Genomic DNA, 23,870 nt, shown 5'->3' on the forward strand with positions numbered 1-23,870 from the left:
TTCATTAGATGTTTATCCGCATTTAGAAGATCCACAATCTTTACAGGTTAAACACCCTTCTTGATAAATAAGATTTTCTGAATTACAGTTACTACAAGTCTGTCCTTTTACTTGAGTTCCATCTTCAACATAACGTTTTAACGCTCTTACTACACCATTTTTCCAAGTGTTGATAGACTCTGTATCCAATTGCAAACTGTTAATTAAGTCTACAATTTTATCAATTGGCATTCCATGACGCAATGTACTTGAGATCAATTTAGCATAGTTCCAGTATTCAGGGTCAAACTTATGGGAAAGCCCTTCAATTGTTGTTTTATAGCCTCTGATATTTTTGTATTGGAAATCATAACGAGAGCTACCATCTTCATTTCTATTTTTAATGATCACACCTTCATTAGCCCAACGCGGAATTAAAATACCATCTTCATCATCAGCAAGACCAGTGAAGATTTCATAAGGTTTCCCATCGATCAATCCGATAAAGGCAATCCATTTTTCCTTATTATTTTGGAATCTTACCACATCAGCATTTAAGACTTGAGGACGTTTTGTAGGGAACGTGGTCAACGTGTCGTGCTCTTCTTCTTTCTTTTCGTCATTTGAAATCAACACACCAGATCTTGAACCATCTCTATAAACGGTAACACCTTTACAACCTGCTTCCCAAGCTTCCATATACAACTTTCCAACCAACTCTTCAGTCGCGTCGTTTGGCAAGTTGATGGTCACACTGATAGAGTGATCTACCCATTTTTGAACCGCACCTTGCATAGACACCTTGCTCATCCAGTCCACATCATTAGATGTTGCTTTGTAATACGGTGATTTTTTAATCAACATATCCAATTCTTTCTGACCGTAATTTTTTGTAAGGTCAAAACCATTGACTTCCATCCATTGTTTGAATCGGTGGTGGAATACAACATATTCTTCCCAAGAATCTCCAACTTCATCCACAAAATCCACACGTATTTCCTTATCGTTAGGATTCACTTTACGACGTCTTTTGTAAACTGGCATAAATACAGGCTCAATACCTGAAGAGGTTTGCGTCATCAAACTTGTTGTTCCTGTAGGAGCAATAGTCAATAGTGCAATGTTACGACGACCATATTCGGACATGTCATAATATAATTTCTCATCAGCATCTCTTAATCGCTGAATAAACGGATTGTTTTTCTCACGTTCGATATCAAAAAATGCAAAAGCACCACGTTCTTTCGCTAAATCAACTGACGAACGATATGCAGCAAGTGCTAATGTTTTATGGACTTCAACAGAAAACTCATTGCCTTCTATACTACCATATTGAATGCCCAAAGCAGCCAGCATATCACCTTCTGCAGTAATACCAACTCCTGTTCTTCTACCCTCTTCAGCTTTTGTTCTGATATTTACCCAAAGATTTCTCTCAATTGCTTTAACCTCATCTCCTTCAGGATCTGCATCAATTTTTTGTAAAATACCATCGATTTTCTCTAATTCAAGATCAATAATATCATCCATGATACGCTGTGCATACCCCACGTGTTTTTTGAAAAGCTCAAAATTGAATTTAGCGTCTTTCGTAAACGGCTGCTCTACATAAGAGAATAAATTGATGGCCAATAATCTACAAGAATCATAAGGACACAATGGAATTTCCCCACATGGATTGGTAGAAACCGTTTTATATCCTAAATCAGCGTAACAATCTGGTACCGATTCATTGATAATTGTATCCCAAAATAAGATACCAGGTTCAGCCGATTTCCATGCGTTATGAACGATTTTCTTCCAGATACCATTCGCATCAATCGTTTTTGAAAACTTAGGCTCATCACTGAAAATAGGATACTTTTGAGTGTAATGACTGTTGGTTTTAACAGCTCTCATAAAATCGTCATCGATTCTAACAGAAACGTTAGCACCTGTCACTTTCCCCTGCTCTAATTTCGCATCAATAAAATCTTCAGCATCCGGATGATTAATAGAAACTGACAACATTAATGCACCTCTACGACCATCTTGAGCAACCTCTCTGGTAGAATTTGAATAACGCTCCATAAACGGAACAATTCCCGTAGATGTCAATGCCGAATTTTTTACAGGCGAACTTTTTGGACGGATATGTGATAAATCATGGCCCACACCACCACGACGTTTCATTAATTGAACTTGCTCCTGATCAATTTTCATTATGCCACCATAAGAATCAGAATTACCAGGATTTCCAATTACGAAACAGTTGGAAAGCGAAGCAATTTGAAATGGGTTTCCAATCCCTGCCATCGGACTACCTTGCGGGACGATATATTTAAAATCCTTGATCAGGTCAAAAACTTCCTGTTCTGTCATTGGATTTTCATATTTCGATTCTACACGGGCAATTTCTTTTGCAATTCGCGTATGCATAGCGTTTGGTGTAGATTCATAAATATTACCGTCAGAATCCTTCAGGGCATATTTATTTAACCAAACTCTTGCAGCCAAATCATCACCTTTGAAGTATTCTAATGCCGCTTCGAAAGCTTCGTCTTGAGTGTAGATAGTTGTTGGAGAGATAAGAGTGTCAACTTTCATTTAATTTGTGGTTTATAAGTTGTGAAACAATATTTATTTGAAAGTGTAAAGTAACAAAAAATAAACAACTTCAAACATGACCCAAATCACATAGTTGACAAAAAATAGAAGATAAAACATTGATAATCAATAATTTATCGATTTATCAACATTAAAAAGTTAACAAGATTTTACAATTAAAATTGGTTTATTCGATTTAGAAATTAAGAGCCACACCGATGCCTAAAATCTGCTTCCACTGCACCTTAGCACCGTTCTCAACATACTTATCTTTCTCATCTGTAGGGACCAATATTTTGATATCGTCATCATATTTTAGGTGCGATCCTAAGGAAGCTTTTACATATTGATTGACCTTAAAGTCGAAATTAACCAACCAATCCACATCAATATTTCCAAAACTGTTCAAATAGTCTGTATACAAACTCGCCTTACTGGACATATTAATATTTTCAAAAATTCCTGTTTCAAAATAATTAGTGACTAATATTCCAATTTCATTCCTTGAAGTCTGCCCTCTTCTGATCATATTTCCTTCCTCATCAAAAACAGCCGGTTCAACACCAAAGGCCCCTTTATCTGCCAAAGCTTGGTCTAACACAAAGGTGGTCTTAACTGTTAATGGTGAAAAGTAAAAGGAAAACTTCTCCATATCCTTACCATATTCAGCACCACCTCCAACAAACATATACCCAGGAGCTAAAAACTTCGAAATAGCCCTGTCACGATCAGGATATTTATAACCATTGGTAAATTGGGTTTTAAAATTGAATTGTGCGGAAAAGAACCAATTGGTCAAAGAATCTTTTCGATAACCCATATTAGAGTCAAACTCGATAATATCCTCAGTTTTTCTCAGTTTTTGATTCTCCTGTTTATGGACACCATACCGAATCTTCCCTTTATTACCCCAATAAAAATTCTTGTATTTATAATTTAACGAAGAGTTTAAACCTAACAATGCAGAAATAGAATTACTACCTCCCGAGTTCCAGTTAACAAAAGTAACCTCACTAATATCAACACTGGCTCTGTTCTTTTGAACCCACTTTGGCTTTTCTATAGCCGCTAAAGAGTCGGCTTTATATTGCGCAATAATCTTTGCTCTCGCTACAGCTAAATCGATAGCCAGGGCGTTCGCCTTTTCCGCCGCTTTCAACATTGCCTTTGCCCTAACTAATGAATCTGCTTTTGCAACAGCCAGAGAATCCCTCTCCTGAACAATTACTTGAGCGTTTAAAAATTGACATAGCAACACCGCTATGCTCATCATTAATATTTTTCTCATTAAGTAGGCATTTAATAGGTTCGACTAGGGTTTAATATTGAAACTCTCCAAATTCACTTTTTATGGTCAACTGCTTTTTCTCAGAACTTTCCACCCTACCCACTATTTGAGCGTCTACATTAAAAGACTTTGATATGGCTATCACATCTTCCGCAATGCTTGGCGACACATACAGCTCCATACGGTGACCGCAGTTGAACACTTGATACATTTCCTTCCAATTGGTATTGGACTGCTCCTGTATCAGCTTAAATAACGGAGGAATTGGGAATAAATTATCTTTTACGATGTGAAGATGATCTACAAAGTGAAGAATCTTGGTCTGAGCGCCACCACTACAATGTACCATTCCATGAATATCTTCAGAATTGTACTTGGATAAAATCTTATTTATTATTGGCGCATACGTACGTGTTGGCGAAAGCACCAGCTTACCAGCATCAATTGGCGAGCCTTCAACAGCATCCGTCAATTTTACGTTACCCGAATATACCAAATCCTTAGGCACAGACGCGTCAAAACTCTCTGGAAACTTTTCAGCTAAATATTTATGAAAAACATCGTGACGTGCAGAGGTGAGTCCATTACTACCCATACCGCCATTATACTCAGTTTCATAGCTCGCTTGCCCTGAAGAAGACAATCCTACTATGACATCACCAGCTTTGATATTGGCGTTATCAATTACGTCAGAACGCTTCATACGCGCTGTAACGGTAGAATCCACAATGATGGTTCTTACCAAATCGCCTACATCTGCCGTTTCTCCTCCAGTTGAATGAATGGTCACACCAAAAGTTTTCAATTCGGCAATCAATTCTTCTGTACCATTTATGATAGCAGAAATGACTTCACCTGGAATTAAATTCTTATTTCTACCAATTGTAGACGAAAGCATGATGTTGTCAGTAGCACCTACACAGAGCAAATCATCAATATTCATGATCAATGCATCCTGAGCGATTCCTTTCCATACAGAAACATCACCCGTTTCTTTCCAGTACATATACGCCAAAGACGATTTTGTACCGGCACCATCTGCATGCATAATAAGGCAGTAATCGTCATCATTAGTGAGATAATCTGGAACTATTTTACAAAATGCCTGTGGAAACAGACCTTTATCAATGTTTTTAATCGCATTGTGCACATCTTCCTTAGAAGCTGAAACACCTCTTTGCGCATACCTTTTACTTACGTCTTGACTCATAACTTTAATTGGATTTACAAAAATAAGGATTGTATTTTAGTTTTCCCCGATATTCAGATTTGAATTCCCTCTGATTGTGGAAAAATGAAGAAATCAAAATAATTTACGCAACCATTAGCGGCAAAAAGACAATTTAAACCTTTCCTATTGGTTTTTAAAAACACCTGTCAATCCTATTTCAGAAATCAAAATCCTTTAAAATTAAAAAGGACAGCTAATTTTAAATTAGCTGTCCTTTGCACAGTTTTCTCTGTAAGATTAAAAATGAAATTTCGTTAGAATTATCTTGTCCTATTTTAGGAGTTGGGCATCGTTATGAAATCCATCCTGAATAATAACTGCAGAATATTTATCATTTTCTGTAGCATTACTTGAATCATCCTGAGAAAACAAATAAGTAGCAAATGCCAATGCCGCAAAGCTTAGTATTAGTTTTTTCATCTTGATAATTATTGATTAATAGCTCTACGAAGATATGAAAAATAACCTGCTGATTAACAATATCTAAGACCATATTTTCCTACTTTTTCAGTAATTTCGACTAGATGCATTATTATAAGATGAACTGCATTTTAATTTTTAATAGGATACGTATTTGTACGTATAATTGACTCAAAACAAACCATCTAAAATGCAAAAAACCTCTAAAAAGAGGTTTTCTACGATTTATATTTTGCTATCCTTTAAATTAGTTGGTAAACAATAATTCACGGTATTTTGTCATTGGCCAAATTTCATCATCAACCATTAATTCCAATTTATCACAGTGGTAGCGAATACTATCAAAAAGAGGTTTTACCTTATTGCAGTAATCGTGAGCTTTCTGCTCGAAATCAGTTAAAAGATTAGCCGTTCTTCTTTCATCAGTCATTTTAGTAACATCAGAATTGATAGATGAAATATGTCCTGAAATAGCCTCAATTAAATTCAGCTGCTCTTGAGCGAACTTCTTATACTCTGATCCGTAGATTTCCTTTAACCCAACAACGTTCTTAATCAATCTGTTTTGGTATTGAACCGCAATTGGCACAATATGATTACGAGCAATATCACCAAGCACACGTCCTTCAATTTGAATACGCATCACATAATCTTCCATTTCAATTTCATAGCGTGCTTCAGATTCCACCTTATTCATTACACCCATTTCCTCAAAAAGCGCTATTGCCTTCTTAGAAACCTTAGCTTTCAATGCTTCTGGAGTTGTTCTATGGTTACTAAGTCCACGTTTTTTAGCTTCTTTTTCCCAAGCTTCACCGTATCCGTTGCCTTCAAATAATATTTTCTTAGAATGTTTGATGTATTCACGTAACACATTAAAGATGGCATCATCCTTTTTCATCTCCTTTTTAAGGATCAATTTATCAACCTCAACTTTAAAATCTGTCAATTGTTTTGCAACGATGGTATTTAAAACCGTAATCGGATTTGCACAGTTAGCAGTTGAACCTACAGCTCTAAATTCGAATTTATTTCCAGTAAAGGCAAAAGGAGACGTTCTATTTCTATCCGTATTATCCAATAATACATCAGGAATTTTACCAACCACATTTAATTTTAGATCTGTTTTCTCTTCCGGAGATAATTTTCCGTCAGTTACATTTTCCAATTCGTTCAACACGTTGGTCAATTGCTCACCAATAAAAATCGACATAATTGCCGGTGGCGCCTCATTTGCTCCTAAACGATGATCGTTACCTGCCGATGCTATAGCCGCACGCAACAACTCCTCATTATCATTAACAGCCTTAATCGTATTGATGAAGAAGGTTAAAAACTGCAAATTACTCATTGGCGTCTTTCCTGGACCCAATAAATTAACACCAGTATCCGTAGACAAACTCCAGTTGTTATGCTTTCCTGAACCATTTACACCTGCAAACGGTTTTTCATGAAACAACACTTTGAAATTGTGACGCTCAGAAACCTTATCCATCACATCCATCAATAGCGAGTTGTGATCTACCGCTAAATTAGCTTCATCATATATAGGTGCCAACTCAAATTGGTTTGGAGCAACTTCATTATGCCTTGTCTTAACAGGAATCCCCAACAGCATACATTCGGTCTCCAAATCTCTCATAAAAGCCAACGCTCTTGCAGGAATTGATCCGAAGTAATGATCATCCAACTGTTGTCCTTTTGCAGCCGAATGGCCTAATAAGGTACGGCCAGTCTGCACTATGTCAGGTCTTGACGCCGCCAAGGCACTATCAATTAAAAAATATTCCTGTTCCCAACCCAAAGATGTGTTCACTTTTCTAACATTCTTGTCAAAATATTTACACACCGCTACTGCCGCAGTATCCATGGCGTATAAAGCTCTTAACAAAGGTGTTTTATAATCTAGCGCTTCACCTGTATAAGAAACAAATACTGTTGGAATACATAATGCCGTTCCATATATAAATGCTGGAGAAGTTGGATCCCATGCCGTGTAACCTCGTGCTTCAAAGGTGTTTCTAATACCTCCATTTGGAAAGCTTGAAGCATCAGGCTCTTGCTGCACTAATTGAGAACCCCCAAATTTTTCAATTGCCAATCCGTTTCCGATAGTTTCAAAAAAGGCATCATGCTTTTCAGCGGTAGAACCTGTTAATGGCTGAAACCAGTGCGTGTAATGCGTAGCGCCTTTAGAAATAGCCCACTCCTTCATTCCTGTAGAAATATGATCAGCTACTGAACGGTCAATTTTAGTACCGTTTTCAATAGCAGCCATAACACTGTTAAAAGCTTCTTTTGTCAGAAACTGACGCATGGTAGCCTCATTAAAAACATTCCTTCCAAAAAGTTCGGAACGCCTTTCCTTTTCTTCAATATGAATCGGTTTTCGATCGAGAGTTTTCTTAATTGCGTGGAAACGTAGAGTTGACATAATTATGGGTTTTATTAAAATTATGCAACAAAAGTATAAAAAAAGTATTCAACTCAACTAACCACCCTAAAAAAAATAGGGTCTGATGATAAAAATTATGAGATTCGCAATTATAACCCCTCTAATTTTCGATGTAGAAAGCAAGAAATACAAAAATGAGATAGGCCGCTAATAAGATAAAACCTTTCAGTCTCCCTAATTCAAGTTTCTTTGGTAAAAAGATCATAGGAATTAATATGAAGGCAAAAGCAATCATCCAAATCATATCACTGCCCAATATTTTAGGATTATTGACTGCAATAGGCTGGATAATGGCAGTAATTCCGAGTACGGAAGCGATATTAAAAATATTAGACCCAATTAAGTTCCCTAAAGAAATAGCTTTCTCCTTTTTTAAAGCTGCAATAACAGATGCTGCCAATTCAGGTACACTCGTCCCAATAGCCACCATCGTTACAGAAATGACACGTTCACTAACGCCAAACGAAAGAGCCATTTCTTTAGCACCAAAAACCAACCATTCACTTCCATAATAAAGTGCCAAACCACCTATGAGCAGCCAAATAGTAATTTTAAAACCTGAAGTCACCTGCAAAGTATCATCAACATCATCAATCTCTACATTGGCTTCTTTCCTTGAACGTTGGATTAACACTATTAGAAAAATTATAATAGAAATCAGTAAGGCCGCACCTTCCCATCGGTCCAGCACATTACCACTCTGTAACATAAAATAGAGCACAATGGAGAGCAACATCATCATTGGCCAATTGAGTTTATAGAAATTCTTATCCACTCCTAATGGCGAAATCAGCGCCGTTATCCCCAATACCAATCCAATATTAGCAATGTTTGAACCTATAACGTTTCCTAAGGAAATATCTGACGATCCATCCAATGCCGCCTGTAAACTCACCAAAAGCTCTGGAGCCGAAGTCGCAAAAGACACCACGGTCATACCAATAACCAACTTGGAAATATTGAATTTAAATGATAGCGCTACTGAAGAGCGCACTAAAAACTCACCACCTACAACCAAGAGAATTAATCCTAAAATGACCCAAACAAAACTCATAATTATTTTTTTTTGCGAAGATACTATATTCACATTATGTGTAAAGGATTATGGATTATGAATCTTGAAATTATTGAACCAAGGCCATAAATCACTTGATAAAACTAATTAGTGTCAACATGATAGAAAATCAACAATAAAAAAGGAATCCTTATATTACACCTATAAAATTCGAACCTTATGAATATTAGGAAATACAGCATTATTGTTTCTTTATTGGTGGCATTCACGTTTAACAATGAAACAATTGCCCAGAAAACTTCAACTAACGACTCAGCATCTACTCTAAATAATAAGGACAACATTTTAAAATTTGTTGTTACAAAAGATACTAAGGACAAACAGTTGAATTTTATAACGGAGAAGCTTTCCGAAAAAGGTGCTACTATTACTTTCAAAGATATCGAACGCAATGCCAAGAATGAAATTACTGGCATCGAAATCAACTATGACTTCAACAGCAAAGTCGGCACCTATTCTAAAAAGCTATCGCAGGTAATTCCATCCATAGAGATTTCGATCAATCCATCACAGAAGATGATTAACATCGAACACCAAACCTCAGGATTGAGTCAAACTATAGACATTGAAATTAATAAAAATGAAGACACCGATTTGTCAACGCCCAATTCCAGCTCCAAAGCGGATTCCTTCCTCATCCTTGCAAACAAAATCAACGCCAATAGCACAAGCAAGGACACAATGTTCATTCAAAACACAACAGATAAAGTCAATTTTATCCACACCATTGATGACGATGGCAAAACTAAGGCAATAAGAAAAACAGATCACAAAGAACAGATTTTCAACGATGAGGGAAAAAATCCATTAATCATTTTAAACGATAAAGAAATCTCAAGCGAAGCAATGCGCACTATAGACCCAAATACAATTGAATCTATAACCGTTTTAAAAAATGAGAATGCTACGAAAAGCTATGGCCAAAAAGGTAAAAACGGCGTGATTATCATAAATCTTAAAAACACAGCTTCAACTTCTGAATCAGCAAAACAACCCTTATACATTTTAGAAGGAAAAGAAATTACCAAAACAGAAATGGAAGCTATTAGCCCAGACGACATCGAATCTGTTGCTGTTTTAAAAGACAAAGCTGCTACCGCTAAATATGGCACTAAGGGTGAAAATGGTGTAATCATTATTAAGACAAAAAAGAAAAACTAGACTTTTTCGACCTTATAGTTTAAAGCGGAGCGGAAACATCAATCAATTTGAAATGATGGTTCCGCTCCGCTTTTGCTTTTTTAGACCTCCAATTGATCACCGTTGCTTTCTAAAAAAAAGATGAACTCCCTGTTTTATATCAAATTTCAGATAAAAATCACCTTAGAAATCCAAAACCAGTCAAATTCAACCCTTAAGATATTACGAAACATAACTTTAATGCAGCTTTAACCTTACGATTTAAAACAATATTATAGATAACACTTCAAAATTCAAAATATATCCGATTTTTTTAGTTATAAAACCGAAGTCAAATTCACTAATAATGACCTCAGCATTTGGATAATAATTCACAAATCATATATCTTCAAAAGACAATTGCAATTATACACTATATATGAACCTTCTAAATGCTACGCTCATGATCACAATTGTCAAAATTATAATCGATATTATTTTCTCGATTCAGTAAAAGATAACACTAAGTCAAACTCAGTTCTAGAATGAGTTTAAACTTAGTTTCACCATTAGTCCTAAAGAATTAATTTTAACACATTTAATTTTTATCTTTGTCGTTAACTCAATTAGGATCTTCATGAAAAAAAACTTCTTCAAATTTTTGGCAAAGATCAACAAAGCAGTACTTCCAAGCTATTCAAAAAGAAGGCTCGACCTTTCTAAAGCATCAAAGTTAGAAATGGCCATTATTGGTTGGCGCGTTTATGTTACCAAACAAGCCATCGATTAAAACCTAAACCCATCTACATTTTGCCGTTATATTTTCTGCTATCTTTGTAGAAAATATTTAAGAATGTCATTTAAGGACTTACAGCTCAACAAACCCATTTTAAAGGCAGTAGCCGAATCAGGTTACGAAACTCCAACCTTAGTACAAGAACAAACAATCCCGTTAGTTTTAGCAGGAAAAGATGTGATTGCCTCCGCCCAAACCGGGACTGGAAAAACAGCTGCCTTTGCCCTACCCATTTTGCAACGTCTTTTTGACAAACAGGAAGGGTCTAAAAAAGGTAAAAAAATTAGAGCGCTTATTATTAGTCCTACTAGAGAACTGGCGATTCAAATTGCCCAAAATTTCAAAACTTACAGCACGCACACCAATTTGCAAACCATGGTTGTTTTTGGCGGTGCTTCTATTGAGCCGCAAATTGATCTGCTTAAAAAAGGAGTAGATATTGTAATTGCAACTCCAGGACGTTTGTTGGATTTACACAAACAAGATCAAATCAATTTAGATTATGTTGAAACCTTGGTATTGGACGAGGCTGATTTGATGCTCGATATGGGATTTATTGATGAAGTCACCAAAATTGTTCGGTTATGTCCGGAAGACAAACAAACCTTGTTGTTTTCAGCAACCATGCCTTTTAAAGTGGAACAATTGGCCAATTCGATTCTAAAATCTCCAGAGCGCGTTGAAGTCACCCCAACCTCATCGGCAGCCAAAAATGTGAGTCAAGTTCTTTATTACGTTCCAAAACAAAATAAAATTGAGCTCTGTCTCCATTTATTAAGAAACACCATAAAAGGAAATATTTTAATATTTAGAAGGACTAAATTCGGCGTAGAAAAACTGGAACAAACACTACTTAAAAACGGGTTTAAAGTAGAAAGTTTTCATGGTGATAAAACACAAAGCGACCGTCAGGCCGCTTTAGGTAAATTCAAACATGGCCAAGCAAATATTCTTATTGCTACAGATGTTGCCGCACGAGGAATTGATATTGATGCATTGGATGCCGTTGTCAATTTTGACATGCCCAACGTTCCTGAAACCTATGTTCACCGTATAGGACGAACAGGTCGTGCTGAACATTTTGGAAGCTCTTTTTCGTTTTGCTCGGCAGATGAAAAGCCTTATGTTAAAAGTATTCAGCAATTAATTAATACTCAAATTCCGGTAGAGAACGATCATCCTTATCCTCTTGATCCGCAAGCGAAACCAATAATCCACACGTCTAAAAAAACGGGCAGCAAGCATAAAAAAGGCCGTAAAGGTCAAGGCTCAAAAAGCAAGAAGAAACGTTGGTATTAAAAGTAATTAGTTTGTAGCCGGAAGGATAAATCTTTAACGTTACCTTGTTATGAATTGGATTCTATTAATCATAGCCGGCTTATTTGAAGTTGGATTTGCCGCCTGCCTTGGCAAAGCGAAAGAAACCTCAGGCGCTACAGCCACTTGGTGGTACATCGGTTTTTTGGTCTGCTTGGCCATTAGCATGATTCTTTTGGTAAAAGCGACAAAAACCCTCCCAATTGGCACCGCATATGCCGTATGGACAGGCATTGGAGCGGTAGGTACTGTGCTGGTAGGCATATTTATATTTAAAGAATCGGCAGAATTTTGGCGTGTTTTTTTCTTGGCAACGCTTATTCTCTCAATCGTCGGATTGAAATTTGTCTCCAACTAACAGAATTCTCCACTTTCACAAAACGACATCAACTCTAAGTTTTGCGTTTAAAACGTATATCCATTAAACGGTTAACATTTTGTTGGCCGTTTTTTTTATTAATAACTGTATCTTTAAAGTCTTGAATACCGATTTATTACCCTCAATAATAAAATTGAAATTCATTTTTAGCAGCATTTAAGCTGAAACAATAAAACATACAACAGGATTCGATGGCTGTACTCCAAATTACTTTTAAATCTACACTCACTTTATTAACCTTGTTTTTTGTGACTTTTAGTTTTTCACAAACAACCATAATCGATGCACAATCACAATATCCGGTGTCTTATGCAACCGTATCTTTCAACAATGGCAATGGATTGTTTGCAAATGATGAAGGCGAATTCACCTTCACCAGACAACTATATCCAGACATTGACACCCTTTATATTTCTGCGTTAGGCTATAAAGAGTTGAAAATAGCAACGTTGAACCTGCCAAAAATCATACCAATGCAAACCGAAACGAATGCTTTAGATGAAGTCCTGATCTCAGCAAAAATCGATCGTAAGTTTAAGGTAGAAGACATCAAACCTTATTTAGATGATGATTATTACCATTGTTGGCTGCCAACCATAGAATCTGAAATCGCGGTGTACTTCAACAATGCTGATGAAGCTCTGAAAAAAATCACCAAAGTTCATTTTCCTGTCACTCTAGAGTCTAAAGATTGGGAAAAACGAAAACGTTCCAATGCAGATAAAAAGCCATTTTCAACCTTATTTAAAGTGAAGTTTTACAACAATGAAAACGGGTATCCTGGCAAAGAGCTCATCTATAAAACACTTGTAGTTAGGGCGACAGAAAAAGGTGGAGATGCTGTTGTTTTTGACGTGTCAGAGGAAGATATTTTCATTCCAGAAAACGGTGTCTTTGTTTCACTTCAAGTGTTAGGGTATACTGATGAAAATGGAAAACTACTATCAAATAAGAAATACAAGGAAATTAAATCTAGAGATGGTAGTGTCGTAAAAATTCCAACAAATTTCAGGCCTCTGCTTCCTTTTACAGATGAAATATCTGAAAACAGAACTTTTATAAAACGTGTGTTTGTCAATGGCAACAAATGGACGCGATTCGAAAAAGGAAGCGATTTCCAATCCACTTTATTACAAAACGGACTCAACAATTACGGAATGGGATTAACCTATAACGTTTATAAAGACTAAATTTTATGACCTACCCTTGGCATCTTTATCTTATGGCAGCAATGTATATTCTTGCTGGAATGATGCATTTTATAAGACCTAAAATGTACCTGCGCATCATGCCAAGATATTTACCTAACCCTAAACTTTTGGTTACTTTAAGTGGTGTCGCAGAAATCATGTTAGGCGTTGGTCTCTGTTTCCCAGCCTCAAAAAATGTTGCCATTTCTGGAATTATCGCCATGCTTACCGTTTTTTTATTAGTGCATTTTTACATGTTGTCCAGCAAAAAAGCGGGCGCAGGCATTCCACAATGGGTATTACTCCTACGCATCCCCTTACAATTTGCGTTAATGTATTGGGCCTATTGGTATTTACAGCTTTAATTTCTTCAATTAAAATAGTAACTTCGAAAACTTATTACTAAAATATTCATATGAAAACCTCAAACTCATTACTATATCTAATCCTTCTCATTATGACGAGCTGTGCACAACCTAAAGCAGAAGAACCCATAGTATACAGCTATGTGGAAGAACCACATTCTTACGCAAAGCCGAATAATGCGTTTATAAAACACCTTAAATTAGATATTACGGTCGATTTTGAAACTGAAGTTATTAGTGGAAAAGCCACTTATGACATTAAAAATAATAACAGCACACAAATCATTTTAGACTCAAAACATCTGGATATTGAGGCCGTTAGCGCTGATGGTAAAGAAACTGAATTTTCATTGGGAGCAAAGGATAAACAACTAGGCCAACCCTTAACCATCACCATTGACAAAAACACCAAACAAATAGAAATCCTATATAAAACCACCAAAAACACAGAAGCGTTGCAGTGGTTAAAAGCACAGCAAACAGCTGATAAAACCAATCCATTCCTTTTTACACAAGGGCAGGCCATCTTAACAAGAACGTGGATTCCTATTCAAGATAGTCCACAAATACGGCTAACCTATGAAGCGAATGTTCAAGTTCCTAAAGGCTTAATGGCGGTAATGAGTGCTAAGAATCCGAAAGAAAAAACTGAAAACGGACTGTATCATTTTAAAATGCAACAACCTATTCCTGCCTATCTAATTGCATTGGCTGTAGGTAATTTTGACTATAAAGCCATTAGCGATCGAACCGGTGTGTATGCTGAGAAATCGATGCTAAATAAAGTTCATGATGAGTTTTCAGATATGGAGAAAATGGTTACTGCAGCCGAACAACTTTATGGCGACTATGCATGGGAACAATTTGATGTCATTGTACTACCACCAAGCTTCCCATTTGGCGGTATGGAAAATCCACGATTAACTTTTGCAACCCCAACCGTTATTGCAGGAGATAAAAGTTTAACATCTTTAGTTGCTCATGAATTGGCGCATTCCTGGTCTGGAAACCTGGTTACCAACGCGACATGGAATGACTTTTGGCTGAACGAAGGGTTTACGGTTTACTTTGAAATGCGCATCATGGAGGCTGTCTACGGTAAAGAACGTGCAGATATGCTCGCTTTAATTAGTCGCCAAGATTTAGATGATGAATTGGAAAATTTAAAAGACACACCGAATGCCACCAAATTGAAATTGGATTTGAAAGGGAAAAATCCGGATGATGGCATGAATAGTATTGCCTATGATAAAGGTTATCTTTTATTAAGAACATTGGAAGAAACTGTAGGCCGTGAGAAATTTGATGCATTTTTAAAACAATACTTTAAGGCGCATGCTTTTTCAACCATGACTACGGATAAATTTGTGACGTATCTTAATACAAACTTATTGGAAAAGAATAGCGTGACTTTCAATACTGATGAATGGATCAACCAACCTGGTATTCCAAAAAACCAAGCTATCATCACTTCTGATAAATTTAAAAAGGTTGAACAAGTGCTTCAAGAATTTATCACTACTGACAAAATTAATAAAGACCTTACCAAGGATTGGACACCTCAAGAATGGGTACATTTTATTAGAAATTTCCCAACAACCATGACTACGGATCAAATGAAAGACTTGGACACGGCCTTTAACTTTACAAACACTACCAATTCCTATATTCAAATGGTGTGGTACGAGCAAGCGCTCAACCACGACTATCACGGGAATAATGTAGATGCTAAAATGGAGAATTTCTTGACTTCTGTGGGCCGTCGTTGGTATGTTGAAAGTCTTTTTAAAGCGTTCAAGAGAAATGACAGAATGGAAGACGCCTTAAAGATTTATGAAAAATCACGTCCTAATTACCATTCAGTTACGGCACATACAATAGACGCTTTGTTAGGTTACGAACCAGAAACTGAAGCAGCACTAGGCAACTAGCAGCTGTTATTCAACTGGGAAATCAAAATAAGTATCAGGAAAAGGCTCCCATCTTAAGGTGAAATGCCACCATTCTTTAGGATAGTTTCTAAAGTTATTGGCTTGCATAACCTTTTGTAGGATCTCTCGATTGTTTTGTTGGGCTTCAGTTAGGTTGGCATAGGACAACCATGATTCTTCACCGAAAAAGTCGTAGGCGCCGCCCATGTCCAAAGGTTCACCAGTATTGCCATCAGTAATGGTCAAGTCTATGGTACTGCCCCTACTATGCCCTGACTTTGAAGCGATATAGCCTTCGCTGAATAAAAATTGCTTTTCAACTTCAGGATAAAATTCACGTTTATTAATAGTGTCACCCAAATCTTTGGCCCAAGCGACAAAATTGTTGACGGCACGTTGTGGCCTGTAGCCATCATAAACTTTTAAACATAGGTTTTGGTACCGAAGTGCTTCCTGTACCTTTTGCAATGCAACCGCTGCATCTTTTGTTAAGATCAAGGTGTTGGTATGATAACCGTCAATTGGTTTCCCTACAAAATTATGATCCGTTAAATAACGCAACTCCACATCCAAATCAGGAATGTAATCTTTAACATATACAAATCCTTCTGGAAGTGGGTTTACTGGCGATTTGGCAAATGCAAATCCCAAAATAATCAGCACTAAAAGCAATCCTTTGTTTTTCATCATAGTTGTGCTAATTTAGATAAAAATTAAATTATGGACTTATTTTCTGCTGAAAAAACACATCTGTTTCTCCCCAATGCAGAAGTGCTCTATATTCCAGATTTTTTCGACAAAGTACAAGCGGATCATTACTTTCATCTGTTAAGAAATACAATTGATTGGCAGCAAGATGATATTAAAATTTTTGGAAAGACACATCCCCAACCCCGATTAACCGCGCTATATGGTACAAATGATAAGCCTTATAGTTATAGTAACATCACTATGACACCCAAAATATTCACTAAGGAACTCGATCAAATTAAAACAAAACTTGAAGATTACTGTAGCCATCAATTTACCACAGTACTTCTTAATTTATATAGAAATGGTTCTGATAGCAATGGCTGGCATTCGGATAATGAAAAAGAATTGGGAAGGAATCCCGTGATTGCTTCACTGAGCTTCGGTGCGACGAGGGTCTTTCACTTTAAACATCGCACCAATAAAGAAGAAAAATACAAATTGCATTTAAATCACGGTAGTTTATTGGTCATGAAAGGCGAAATGCAACACTTTTGGCTACATCAAATTCCGAAGACAAAAAAGGATGTTTCTGAGCGTATCAACCTCACTTTTAGATTATTATAGAATAGAAAAAACCGAGGTCCCTCAACCTCGGTTTTCCTAATTTGCTTTTTTTATAATGTGTAGATTTAGGGTCGCTAAGTCAACAACATGTGCAAATATTAATTAATTAATCCATTGTACAAAAACGTTAATTCCAGTACACTTCAAAGATAGAATTATTCTTGAATACTTCTGCTCAAATACATAATTAATCGATGAAATACATATAATTTTAACATTTAAAGATAAAAAGATACATTTAACCGACAAAATACACTATTCTATTCGAAAAAATCATCACTCGATTTTATCATATTTTCTATAATTGAACGTTCAATTATAAAAAATCGAATACCGTGATGTATCTTCGTTTCATTAAAAATTGATTTATGAAAAATTTAGTTCTTCTTTTTTGTTTCATGTCGGTACTGACTTATGGTCAAGAAACTAACTATACTGAAACTGATCTTATCATTACAAAATGGATTGACGGAAGTTTAATGGTTCCAAATGCTGGGTCAGATGTTCTCGCGATTATTATTGGTGGGTCTGGCCCAACAGATAGAGATGGCAATCAGAATTTCGCGAAAACGAATAACCTTAAAAAGCTCGCTAAAGAACTTGCACATAATGGTATCGCAACCTTTCGTTATGACAAGCGTATCGTAAAACAGATTAAAATGCGATCTGTAGACCCGAACATCAAATTTGATGATTTCGTTTCTGATGCTATTGCAGTGGTCAATTATTTCAAAACAAAACAGCAATTTAAACACCTCTATATTATTGGACATAGTCAAGGCAGTTTAATTGGCATGCTTGCCGCTCAAAAAGATGTTGATGGGTTTATTTCATTAGCGGGCGCCGGACAATCTATTGATGCTGTTATTATAGACCAGGTTGAGAAAACAGCGCCAATGTTTACTGAAGATTCGAAACGCGCATTTGAAGTCATGAAATCCGGCAAAACAACCACAGACTACCCTCTTGCGCTTGCCTCAATATTTGACAGTAGCGTTCAGGAATTTATGATGAGTTGGATGAAGTACGATCCTGCAGCTGTCATCAAAACGTTAGAAATTCCTGTTTTGCTCATTAACGGAACAAAAGATTTACAAGTGAGCACATCGGAAGCTGAATTGCTCCATAAAGCTTCTGCACAGTCTGAATTGAAACTCATTGACAATATGAATCATGTATTATTCATTATTCAGGGAGACGATCAAGAAAACGCAAAGTCGTATAATGATCCTAATGGCAAAGTTTCGGACACCTTAATAAACTCGATAGTTAAATTTATAAAAAAATAAAACCTACAACCTGTAAAAATGCAAAAAGCACCTCTTTCGAGGTGCTTTTTTACTAACTAACCAACCAAAATGTAATATTAACTTCTCTAAAGGTTAACTACTCCTTTTTTGTAATGCAGAGCATAATTATTTACATCTTATGCTTTTCAAATTCCGTGCCATAATTAAATTTGTCATCAGAATAATTATCCTTATTTTGCGACTCAAATTCACAATAAATGAGTCCATATTATAAATTCCTACTAGTATTTAGTTTTTTAATTTCATCAGCAGCTACAATCAACGCTCAAACCTTGGTTGTAGATAAAGCAAATGAGAGCTATTCAGAAAGCTTTGATGTTCCTGTTTCTATTGATTCTACAACATTTGATAGATTTCAAATCAAACTTTCAACAACGGATCCATCCTTGGTGATTAACCAGGTTGTTCTCAACAAAAAATTCTCGAAAGGAACTTTAAAATTTTCCTCATCAGGATCCATCTATACCATTGATTATGCAGGTGAAGGTCCAATTGCCATAGCGAAAAAGGAAAAGTTGTTCGATTTAAAATTAAATACCACGAACCGTTTTTCAGAAACGAACCTCATCGCTATAAATGAGAGTAAATTTTACAACAATGCGGATGTAGTTGCGGTAAGCAATAAGGTAAAATCATCAACAGTCAATCAATTTGTACTTTTTAAAAATGATGCCATTGTATTTGGCCTTTTGATGTTGGCGCTTGGTTTTGTGTTTTATACCGAATCAAAAAAGGAAGGCTTTTGGCCAAAATTCTACAAATACATCCCAGGTCTTTTAATGTGTTACATGATTCCTGCGGTATTCAATTCGTTAGGATTAATCTCTGCAGACGTATCTCAAACCTACTATATTGCAAGTCGTTATCTATTACCAGCCTCTTTGGTGCTACTTACCATCAGTATCGATTTAAAAGCGGTGTTCAATTTAGGTTGGAAAGCGTTGGTAATGTTTTTCACCGGAACTATCGGAATTATTATTGGCGGACCGATTGCTATCCTGATCATCTCTACCTTCTCTCCAGAAACTGTTGGAGGTGCAGGATTTGACGCTGTTTGGCGTGGATTGGCAACATTGGCAGGTAGCTGGATTGGCGGTGGCGCTAACCAAGCAGCCATGTTAGAGATTTACGGCTTTAACCAAGAACTCTATGGAGGAATGGTTTTAGTTGATATTGTAGTAGCCAACATTTGGATGGCTGTACTTTTATTAGGTATTGGAAAACGTGAAAAAATAGATAATTGGTTGAAGGCGGATAATACAGCCATCAACGAATTACAAAAAAAGGTACAGAGCTTCAGTGAAAAAATCACCCGGATCCCTTCATTGACGGACATCCTCATTATTTTGATGTTCGCCTTTGTTGCTGTGGGAATCGCCCATTTTGGTGCTGATATCATTTCCACCTATTTATCTGAAAATTTTGAAGCCGTAAGCAACCCGAGAAGCGCCCTATCATCTTTTGGCAGCCAATTCTTCTGGTTGATTTCAATTGCGACTATTATTGGAATTTTATTGTCATTTACACCGGCAAAAAATTATGAAGGTGCAGGCGCCAGTAAAATTGGAAGTGTATTTATCTATATCCTAGTTGCCACCATTGGTATGAAAATGGATTTAGGTAAAATCTTCGAAAATCCAGGTCTTATTTTAATTGGATTGGTTTGGATGACCATTCACGCTGTACTTTTAATTGTCATTGCCAAACTTATTAAAGCACCCTACTTTTTCTTGGCCGTTGGAAGTCAAGCAAACGTTGGTGGTGCAGCTTCCGCTCCTGTGGTGGCAGCGGCGTTCCATCCATCATTGGCAACCGTTGGCGCACTGTTAGCAGTGTTTGGTTATGTGGTAGGAACTTATGGTGCACTTTTATGTGCAGAGCTCATGAGAATAGTTGCTGTAGGTTAGTTTTTAATCGAATTTTATTTGATATTTGCCCACCAAAATTTAAAAAATTTCAATGAAAAGATTAGCGTTTATAATCAGTTTACTAATTGTTTCGTCTTGTGCTAAAGACAATTCAAATTTCACTCTTAAAGGGTCTATCAAAGATTTAAAAAAAGGTACCGTTTATCTTCAGAGGATTGATGACACATTACTTGTTTCCATTGATTCTTTACAAATAAATGGCGAATCGCAATTTGAACTTCATACTAATTTAGAGGAGCCTGAAGTGCTTTATTTAAAATTGGATAAAAATGGTGAAGAATCTGGCATTATTCCTTTTTTCGCTGATCAAGGAGTTACAGAAATCAACACTACTTTAAAAAACTTCTATATGGATGCCAAAATTAAGGGCTCCAAACAACAAGAACGTTTAGAGGAATACAATAAGATGATGGATAGGTTTAAGGAAAAAAACCTCGATCTTATTAAAAACAATCTAGAAGCACGAAAAAGTCAGGATTCTTCGTTAATAAACTCAAGCTTTAAGGAATACAACAACTTGATTCTTAGAAAGTATTTGTACACCATTAACTTTGCGATGAATAATAAGGACAGTGAAATTGCACCTTATTTAGCTGTGTCTGAAATTTCAGATGCCAACGTAAAATATTTAGATACGATCAACAATGCCTTAACTCCAGAAGTAAAGTCGTCTAAATACGGCAAAATTTTGCAAGAGTTAATTTCAGAAAGGAAAAAACAATAAGCATTTCATGTTGCGTTTAGCTTCGTATTGACACATCAGAATATCAAGCTTAAAATTGAAATACTTAATGAGGATATCCGTTATTGTGTAAACACATATTAAAATAATGAATATTACCAAGGTTAAAGTTATCAAATGGGCTAAGAGAATAAGCTATGGTTTAGGCGTTCTCTTAGCCCTTTTTATTTGTTTTTATGCCAGTATTTATTTTGGATTATGGGGAAAAATTCCAGATTCCAAACAATTAGCGCAGCTTAAACAAAGTCAGGCCACACAAGTTATGGATGCCAATGATGATTTGATTGGTAAAATTTATGTTTACGATAGGCAATCCATCAAATACGAAGATTTTCCACAACATTTAATTGATGCCCTTGTGGCAACGGAAGACGTCCGCTTTTACGAACATAGCGGTATCGATAGTAAAAGTTTACTTCGTGTGTTTTTTAAAAGCATCCTCATGTCAGATGATTCTTCTGGCGGCGGAAGTACCATCACTTTACAATTGGCAAAAAATCTCTTTGGAAGAAAGGATTATGGTGCCTTTGGAATTGTAATCAATAAAATTAAAGAAAGTATTGTTGCACGGCGCATTGAAGATCTTTATTCCAAAGAGGAAATTCTCACTCTATACCTTAACACCGTCCCTTTCCCGGACAACACATATGGAATTGAAAGTGCATCCGAAAAGTTTTTCAACGTGCGCACTAAAGATTTGAATCTTGTTCAGTCTGCCGCTCTAGTCGGATCATTGAAGGCGAATACGAGCTATAATCCGCGTCGTTATCCTGAAAAATCAGGCGCACGGAAAAATGTGGTCATCCATCAAATGGAAAAGTATGGCTACCTGTCCGAAGCGGAAGCCGCCAAAGCTAAAAAGGATAGTATTCTTATAGATTATCAAAACTATGCTCCCAACGAAGGTTTAGCCCCATATTTTAGAGCGGAAATCAAAAAACAACTGGATAGCCTTCTCAAGGAGAAAAAGTATCGCAAACCTGATGGTGAGATGTACAACATTTATCACGACGGTCTGAAAATCCATACAACTTTAGACAATACGATGCAGCGTTACGCAGAAGCCGCCATGAAAGAACACATGGCCGATTTGCAACGACAATTTGAAAAAGCATACGGACAAAACGCCCCATGGTTGAAAGGTAAATCGGCTTATGAAGCCGCAAAAAAGCGATTGAAGCCCTATAAAAAACTGAAAGTCCAAGGCCTAAGTGATAAAGCAATTGAAGATTCTTTAAAACAAAAGCACCAAATAGATCTTTTCTCTTGGGATGAAACTACAGTAGCGTCGATGTCTACGCTAGACAGTTTGGAATATTACTCTAAGTTCCTAAACGCTGGGCTCGTCTCTTTAGACCCTTCTAATGGCGCAATAAAAGCATATGTTGGTGGTATTGACTATGGTTTCTTTCAATTTGACCATATTGTACAGAGTAAACGCCAGGTTGGTTCTACTTTCAAACCTTTTGTATACACGGCAGCTATAGAAAACGGCATGGATCCTTGTACTTATGTCCCTCTTAAAGCCATTACGTATACGGATGTTAACAATTGGCGACCAACAAACGCTGGCAATTTGGATGATGAAGACCTTAATTATTCGTTGCAAAAAGCGCTAAGCAATTCGGTAAATACCATCGCTGTAAAAGTACTTTATGAAACAGGTCTTGGCAATGTCATCGCTCAGGCAAAGAAAATGGGTATTAGTAGTAATATTGAAGCTGTACCATCAATCGCCTTAGGCTCCTCAAATCTTACCGTGCTAGAATTAGCCAAGGCATATACGACCTATGTTAACGGAAGCAAACCTTCTACCCCAATATTCATTACGAAAATTGAAGATAAGGACGGAAATATTATCGCCTCTTATGAAGATTTGTATCCTGAGAAAACGCAAGGCGACATGGCTTTCAGCAATGAAACACGCCAGGTGATGTTAGAGTTTATGAAAGCTACGGTTAATGAAGGTACTGCTACACGCTTGCGTTCTACTTATCAATTACCAAATGCAATTGCAGGAAAAACAGGAACCACACAGGACAATAAAGATGGTTGGTTTGTGGGCATAATGCCCAAATTAGTAACGGTGACCTGGGTTGGTAATGATAATCAGCAAATTGGTTTTAGATCTACCGGATTAGGACAAGGAGCGAGTTCTGCGCTGCCAATTTTCGCAAAATACCTTCAAAAGTTAAATGCCGATTCTAGATACAACAGTATTACTAAGGCTTCCTTTGAAAACCCTACGGAAGCTGTTTTAAATTCCCTGAATTGTGATCCTACAAAAACAGATGGGTTCTTTAAGCGACTCTTTGGTGGAAATAAGGATGAACGTCAGTTTAAAAAACAAGAAAAGAAAGAAAAGAGAGAAAAGAAACGCGGCGGAATTTTCGGTTGGTTAAAGAAGAAAGATAAAAACGATTAAGACTGGCATTATACCAG

19 protein-coding genes are annotated in these 23,870 nt (G+C 36.6%); 12 read left to right on the top strand and 7 right to left on the bottom strand.

Going from position 1 to position 23,870, the window contains the following annotated elements; all coding sequences use genetic code 11:
- Nucleotides 1–12: 12 nt before the first annotated feature.
- The 6 genes from Q0947_RS08635 to Q0947_RS08660 all read right to left on the bottom strand — a co-directional run bounded on the left by Q0947_RS08635 (nt 13) and on the right by Q0947_RS08660 (nt 9,013).
- On the bottom strand, nt 13–2,565 hold the full coding sequence (locus Q0947_RS08635; RefSeq protein ID WP_299395709.1) for an adenosylcobalamin-dependent ribonucleoside-diphosphate reductase: 2,553 nt from the start codon (nt 2,563–2,565) through the stop codon (nt 13–15).
- 196 nt (nt 2,566–2,761) lie between these two features.
- Nucleotides 2,762–3,853, bottom strand: a complete 1,092-nt coding sequence (locus Q0947_RS08640; RefSeq protein ID WP_299395713.1) for a DUF3078 domain-containing protein — start codon at nt 3,851–3,853, stop codon at nt 2,762–2,764.
- Between the two features lie 31 nt (nt 3,854–3,884).
- A complete protein-coding gene (locus Q0947_RS08645) occupies nt 3,885–5,063 on the bottom strand; it encodes an AIR synthase related protein (protein WP_299395719.1) in 1,179 nt (392 codons plus the stop codon).
- 291 nt (nt 5,064–5,354) lie between these two features.
- The gene (locus tag Q0947_RS08650; RefSeq protein ID WP_299395722.1) at nt 5,355–5,504 is read right to left on the bottom strand and encodes a hypothetical protein; all 150 of its coding nucleotides are present in this window, start codon (nt 5,502–5,504) and stop codon (nt 5,355–5,357) included.
- A gap of 247 nt (nt 5,505–5,751) precedes the next feature.
- On the bottom strand, nt 5,752–7,938 hold the full coding sequence (locus Q0947_RS08655) for a glutamine synthetase III (protein ID WP_299395726.1): 2,187 nt from the start codon (nt 7,936–7,938) through the stop codon (nt 5,752–5,754).
- 121 nt (nt 7,939–8,059) lie between these two features.
- A complete protein-coding gene (locus Q0947_RS08660; protein ID WP_299395731.1) occupies nt 8,060–9,013 on the bottom strand; it encodes a calcium/sodium antiporter in 954 nt (317 codons plus the stop codon).
- Nucleotides 9,014–9,193: 180 nt separating this feature from the next.
- On the opposite strand from Q0947_RS08660, the gene Q0947_RS08665 reads away from it, so the two are divergent.
- From Q0947_RS08665 to Q0947_RS08695, 7 genes are all read left to right on the top strand, one after another.
- On the top strand, nt 9,194–10,195 hold the full coding sequence (locus tag Q0947_RS08665; protein WP_299395735.1) for a hypothetical protein: 1,002 nt from the start codon (nt 9,194–9,196) through the stop codon (nt 10,193–10,195).
- Between the two features lie 595 nt (nt 10,196–10,790).
- Entirely contained in the window at nt 10,791–10,943 is a 153-nt protein-coding gene (locus Q0947_RS08670) for an SsrA-binding protein (RefSeq protein ID WP_299395740.1), read from the top strand.
- A 63-nt stretch (nt 10,944–11,006) separates the two neighbouring features.
- The gene (locus Q0947_RS08675; protein ID WP_299395745.1) at nt 11,007–12,248 is read left to right on the top strand and encodes a DEAD/DEAH box helicase; all 1,242 of its coding nucleotides are present in this window, start codon (nt 11,007–11,009) and stop codon (nt 12,246–12,248) included.
- A gap of 49 nt (nt 12,249–12,297) precedes the next feature.
- On the top strand, nt 12,298–12,624 hold the full coding sequence (locus Q0947_RS08680) for a multidrug efflux SMR transporter (RefSeq protein ID WP_299395749.1): 327 nt from the start codon (nt 12,298–12,300) through the stop codon (nt 12,622–12,624).
- Nucleotides 12,625–12,836: 212 nt separating this feature from the next.
- Entirely contained in the window at nt 12,837–13,835 is a 999-nt protein-coding gene (locus tag Q0947_RS08685) for a hypothetical protein (protein ID WP_299395753.1), read from the top strand.
- Between the two features lie 5 nt (nt 13,836–13,840).
- A complete protein-coding gene (locus Q0947_RS08690) occupies nt 13,841–14,200 on the top strand; it encodes a MauE/DoxX family redox-associated membrane protein (protein ID WP_299395758.1) in 360 nt (119 codons plus the stop codon).
- Nucleotides 14,201–14,250: 50 nt separating this feature from the next.
- Nucleotides 14,251–16,131, top strand: coding sequence for a M1 family metallopeptidase (locus tag Q0947_RS08695; RefSeq protein WP_299395761.1), 1,881 nt, complete (start codon nt 14,251–14,253; stop codon nt 16,129–16,131).
- A gap of 6 nt (nt 16,132–16,137) precedes the next feature.
- On the opposite strand, the gene Q0947_RS08700 is transcribed toward Q0947_RS08695, so the two are convergent.
- Nucleotides 16,138–16,821, bottom strand: a complete 684-nt coding sequence (locus Q0947_RS08700; protein WP_366915499.1) for a M15 family metallopeptidase — start codon at nt 16,819–16,821, stop codon at nt 16,138–16,140.
- 30 nt (nt 16,822–16,851) lie between these two features.
- On the opposite strand from Q0947_RS08700, the gene Q0947_RS08705 reads away from it, so the two are divergent.
- The 5 genes from Q0947_RS08705 to Q0947_RS08725 all read left to right on the top strand — a co-directional run bounded on the left by Q0947_RS08705 (nt 16,852) and on the right by Q0947_RS08725 (nt 23,853).
- Nucleotides 16,852–17,448, top strand: a complete 597-nt coding sequence (locus Q0947_RS08705) for an alpha-ketoglutarate-dependent dioxygenase AlkB (RefSeq protein WP_299395765.1) — start codon at nt 16,852–16,854, stop codon at nt 17,446–17,448.
- A 368-nt stretch (nt 17,449–17,816) separates the two neighbouring features.
- Nucleotides 17,817–18,737, top strand: coding sequence for an alpha/beta hydrolase (locus Q0947_RS08710; RefSeq protein WP_299395769.1), 921 nt, complete (start codon nt 17,817–17,819; stop codon nt 18,735–18,737).
- Nucleotides 18,738–19,450: 713 nt separating this feature from the next.
- Nucleotides 19,451–20,665: a DUF819 family protein gene (locus Q0947_RS08715; RefSeq protein ID WP_299396702.1), complete on the top strand. Its 1,215-nt coding sequence runs from the start codon at nt 19,451–19,453 to the stop codon at nt 20,663–20,665.
- A 52-nt stretch (nt 20,666–20,717) separates the two neighbouring features.
- Nucleotides 20,718–21,410 carry a DUF4369 domain-containing protein gene (locus Q0947_RS08720; RefSeq protein WP_299395773.1) on the top strand — a complete coding sequence of 231 codons (693 nt, stop codon included), beginning with the start codon at nt 20,718–20,720 and terminating at the stop codon, nt 21,408–21,410.
- A gap of 106 nt (nt 21,411–21,516) precedes the next feature.
- Complete coding sequence (locus tag Q0947_RS08725) at nt 21,517–23,853, top strand: transglycosylase domain-containing protein (protein ID WP_299395777.1); 2,337 nt, start codon at nt 21,517–21,519, stop codon at nt 23,851–23,853.
- Nucleotides 23,854–23,870 lie beyond the last annotated feature (17 nt).

The sequence above is a fragment of the uncultured Gelidibacter sp. genome, from assembly GCF_947500795.1.
Lineage (GTDB): Bacteria > Bacteroidota > Bacteroidia > Flavobacteriales > Flavobacteriaceae > Gelidibacter.

What these genes read in the sequence shown, in the direction of transcription:
- Q0947_RS08635 (WP_299395709.1), bottom strand. Translation starts at nt 2,565, where the DNA reads ATGAAAGTTGACACTCTTATCTCTCCAACAACTATCTACACTCAAGAC.
- Q0947_RS08710 (WP_299395769.1), top strand. Translation starts at nt 17,817, where the DNA reads ATGAAAAATTTAGTTCTTCTTTTTTGTTTCATGTCGGTACTGACTTAT.
- Q0947_RS08645 (WP_299395719.1), bottom strand. Translation starts at nt 5,063, where the DNA reads ATGAGTCAAGACGTAAGTAAAAGGTATGCGCAAAGAGGTGTTTCAGCT.
- Q0947_RS08685 (WP_299395753.1), top strand. Translation starts at nt 12,837, where the DNA reads ATGGCTGTACTCCAAATTACTTTTAAATCTACACTCACTTTATTAACC.
- Q0947_RS08715 (WP_299396702.1), top strand. Translation starts at nt 19,451, where the DNA reads ATGTTGGCGCTTGGTTTTGTGTTTTATACCGAATCAAAAAAGGAAGGC.
- Q0947_RS08675 (WP_299395745.1), top strand. Translation starts at nt 11,007, where the DNA reads ATGTCATTTAAGGACTTACAGCTCAACAAACCCATTTTAAAGGCAGTA.
- Q0947_RS08640 (WP_299395713.1), bottom strand. Translation starts at nt 3,853, where the DNA reads ATGAGAAAAATATTAATGATGAGCATAGCGGTGTTGCTATGTCAATTT.
- Q0947_RS08700 (WP_366915499.1), bottom strand. Translation starts at nt 16,821, where the DNA reads ATGATGAAAAACAAAGGATTGCTTTTAGTGCTGATTATTTTGGGATTT.
- Q0947_RS08720 (WP_299395773.1), top strand. Translation starts at nt 20,718, where the DNA reads ATGAAAAGATTAGCGTTTATAATCAGTTTACTAATTGTTTCGTCTTGT.
- Q0947_RS08695 (WP_299395761.1), top strand. Translation starts at nt 14,251, where the DNA reads ATGAAAACCTCAAACTCATTACTATATCTAATCCTTCTCATTATGACG.
- Q0947_RS08670 (WP_299395740.1), top strand. Translation starts at nt 10,791, where the DNA reads ATGAAAAAAAACTTCTTCAAATTTTTGGCAAAGATCAACAAAGCAGTA.
- Q0947_RS08705 (WP_299395765.1), top strand. Translation starts at nt 16,852, where the DNA reads ATGGACTTATTTTCTGCTGAAAAAACACATCTGTTTCTCCCCAATGCA.
- Q0947_RS08650 (WP_299395722.1), bottom strand. Translation starts at nt 5,504, where the DNA reads ATGAAAAAACTAATACTAAGCTTTGCGGCATTGGCATTTGCTACTTAT.
- Q0947_RS08665 (WP_299395735.1), top strand. Translation starts at nt 9,194, where the DNA reads ATGAATATTAGGAAATACAGCATTATTGTTTCTTTATTGGTGGCATTC.
- Q0947_RS08655 (WP_299395726.1), bottom strand. Translation starts at nt 7,938, where the DNA reads ATGTCAACTCTACGTTTCCACGCAATTAAGAAAACTCTCGATCGAAAA.
- Q0947_RS08660 (WP_299395731.1), bottom strand. Translation starts at nt 9,013, where the DNA reads ATGAGTTTTGTTTGGGTCATTTTAGGATTAATTCTCTTGGTTGTAGGT.
- Q0947_RS08725 (WP_299395777.1), top strand. Translation starts at nt 21,517, where the DNA reads ATGAATATTACCAAGGTTAAAGTTATCAAATGGGCTAAGAGAATAAGC.
- Q0947_RS08680 (WP_299395749.1), top strand. Translation starts at nt 12,298, where the DNA reads ATGAATTGGATTCTATTAATCATAGCCGGCTTATTTGAAGTTGGATTT.
- Q0947_RS08690 (WP_299395758.1), top strand. Translation starts at nt 13,841, where the DNA reads ATGACCTACCCTTGGCATCTTTATCTTATGGCAGCAATGTATATTCTT.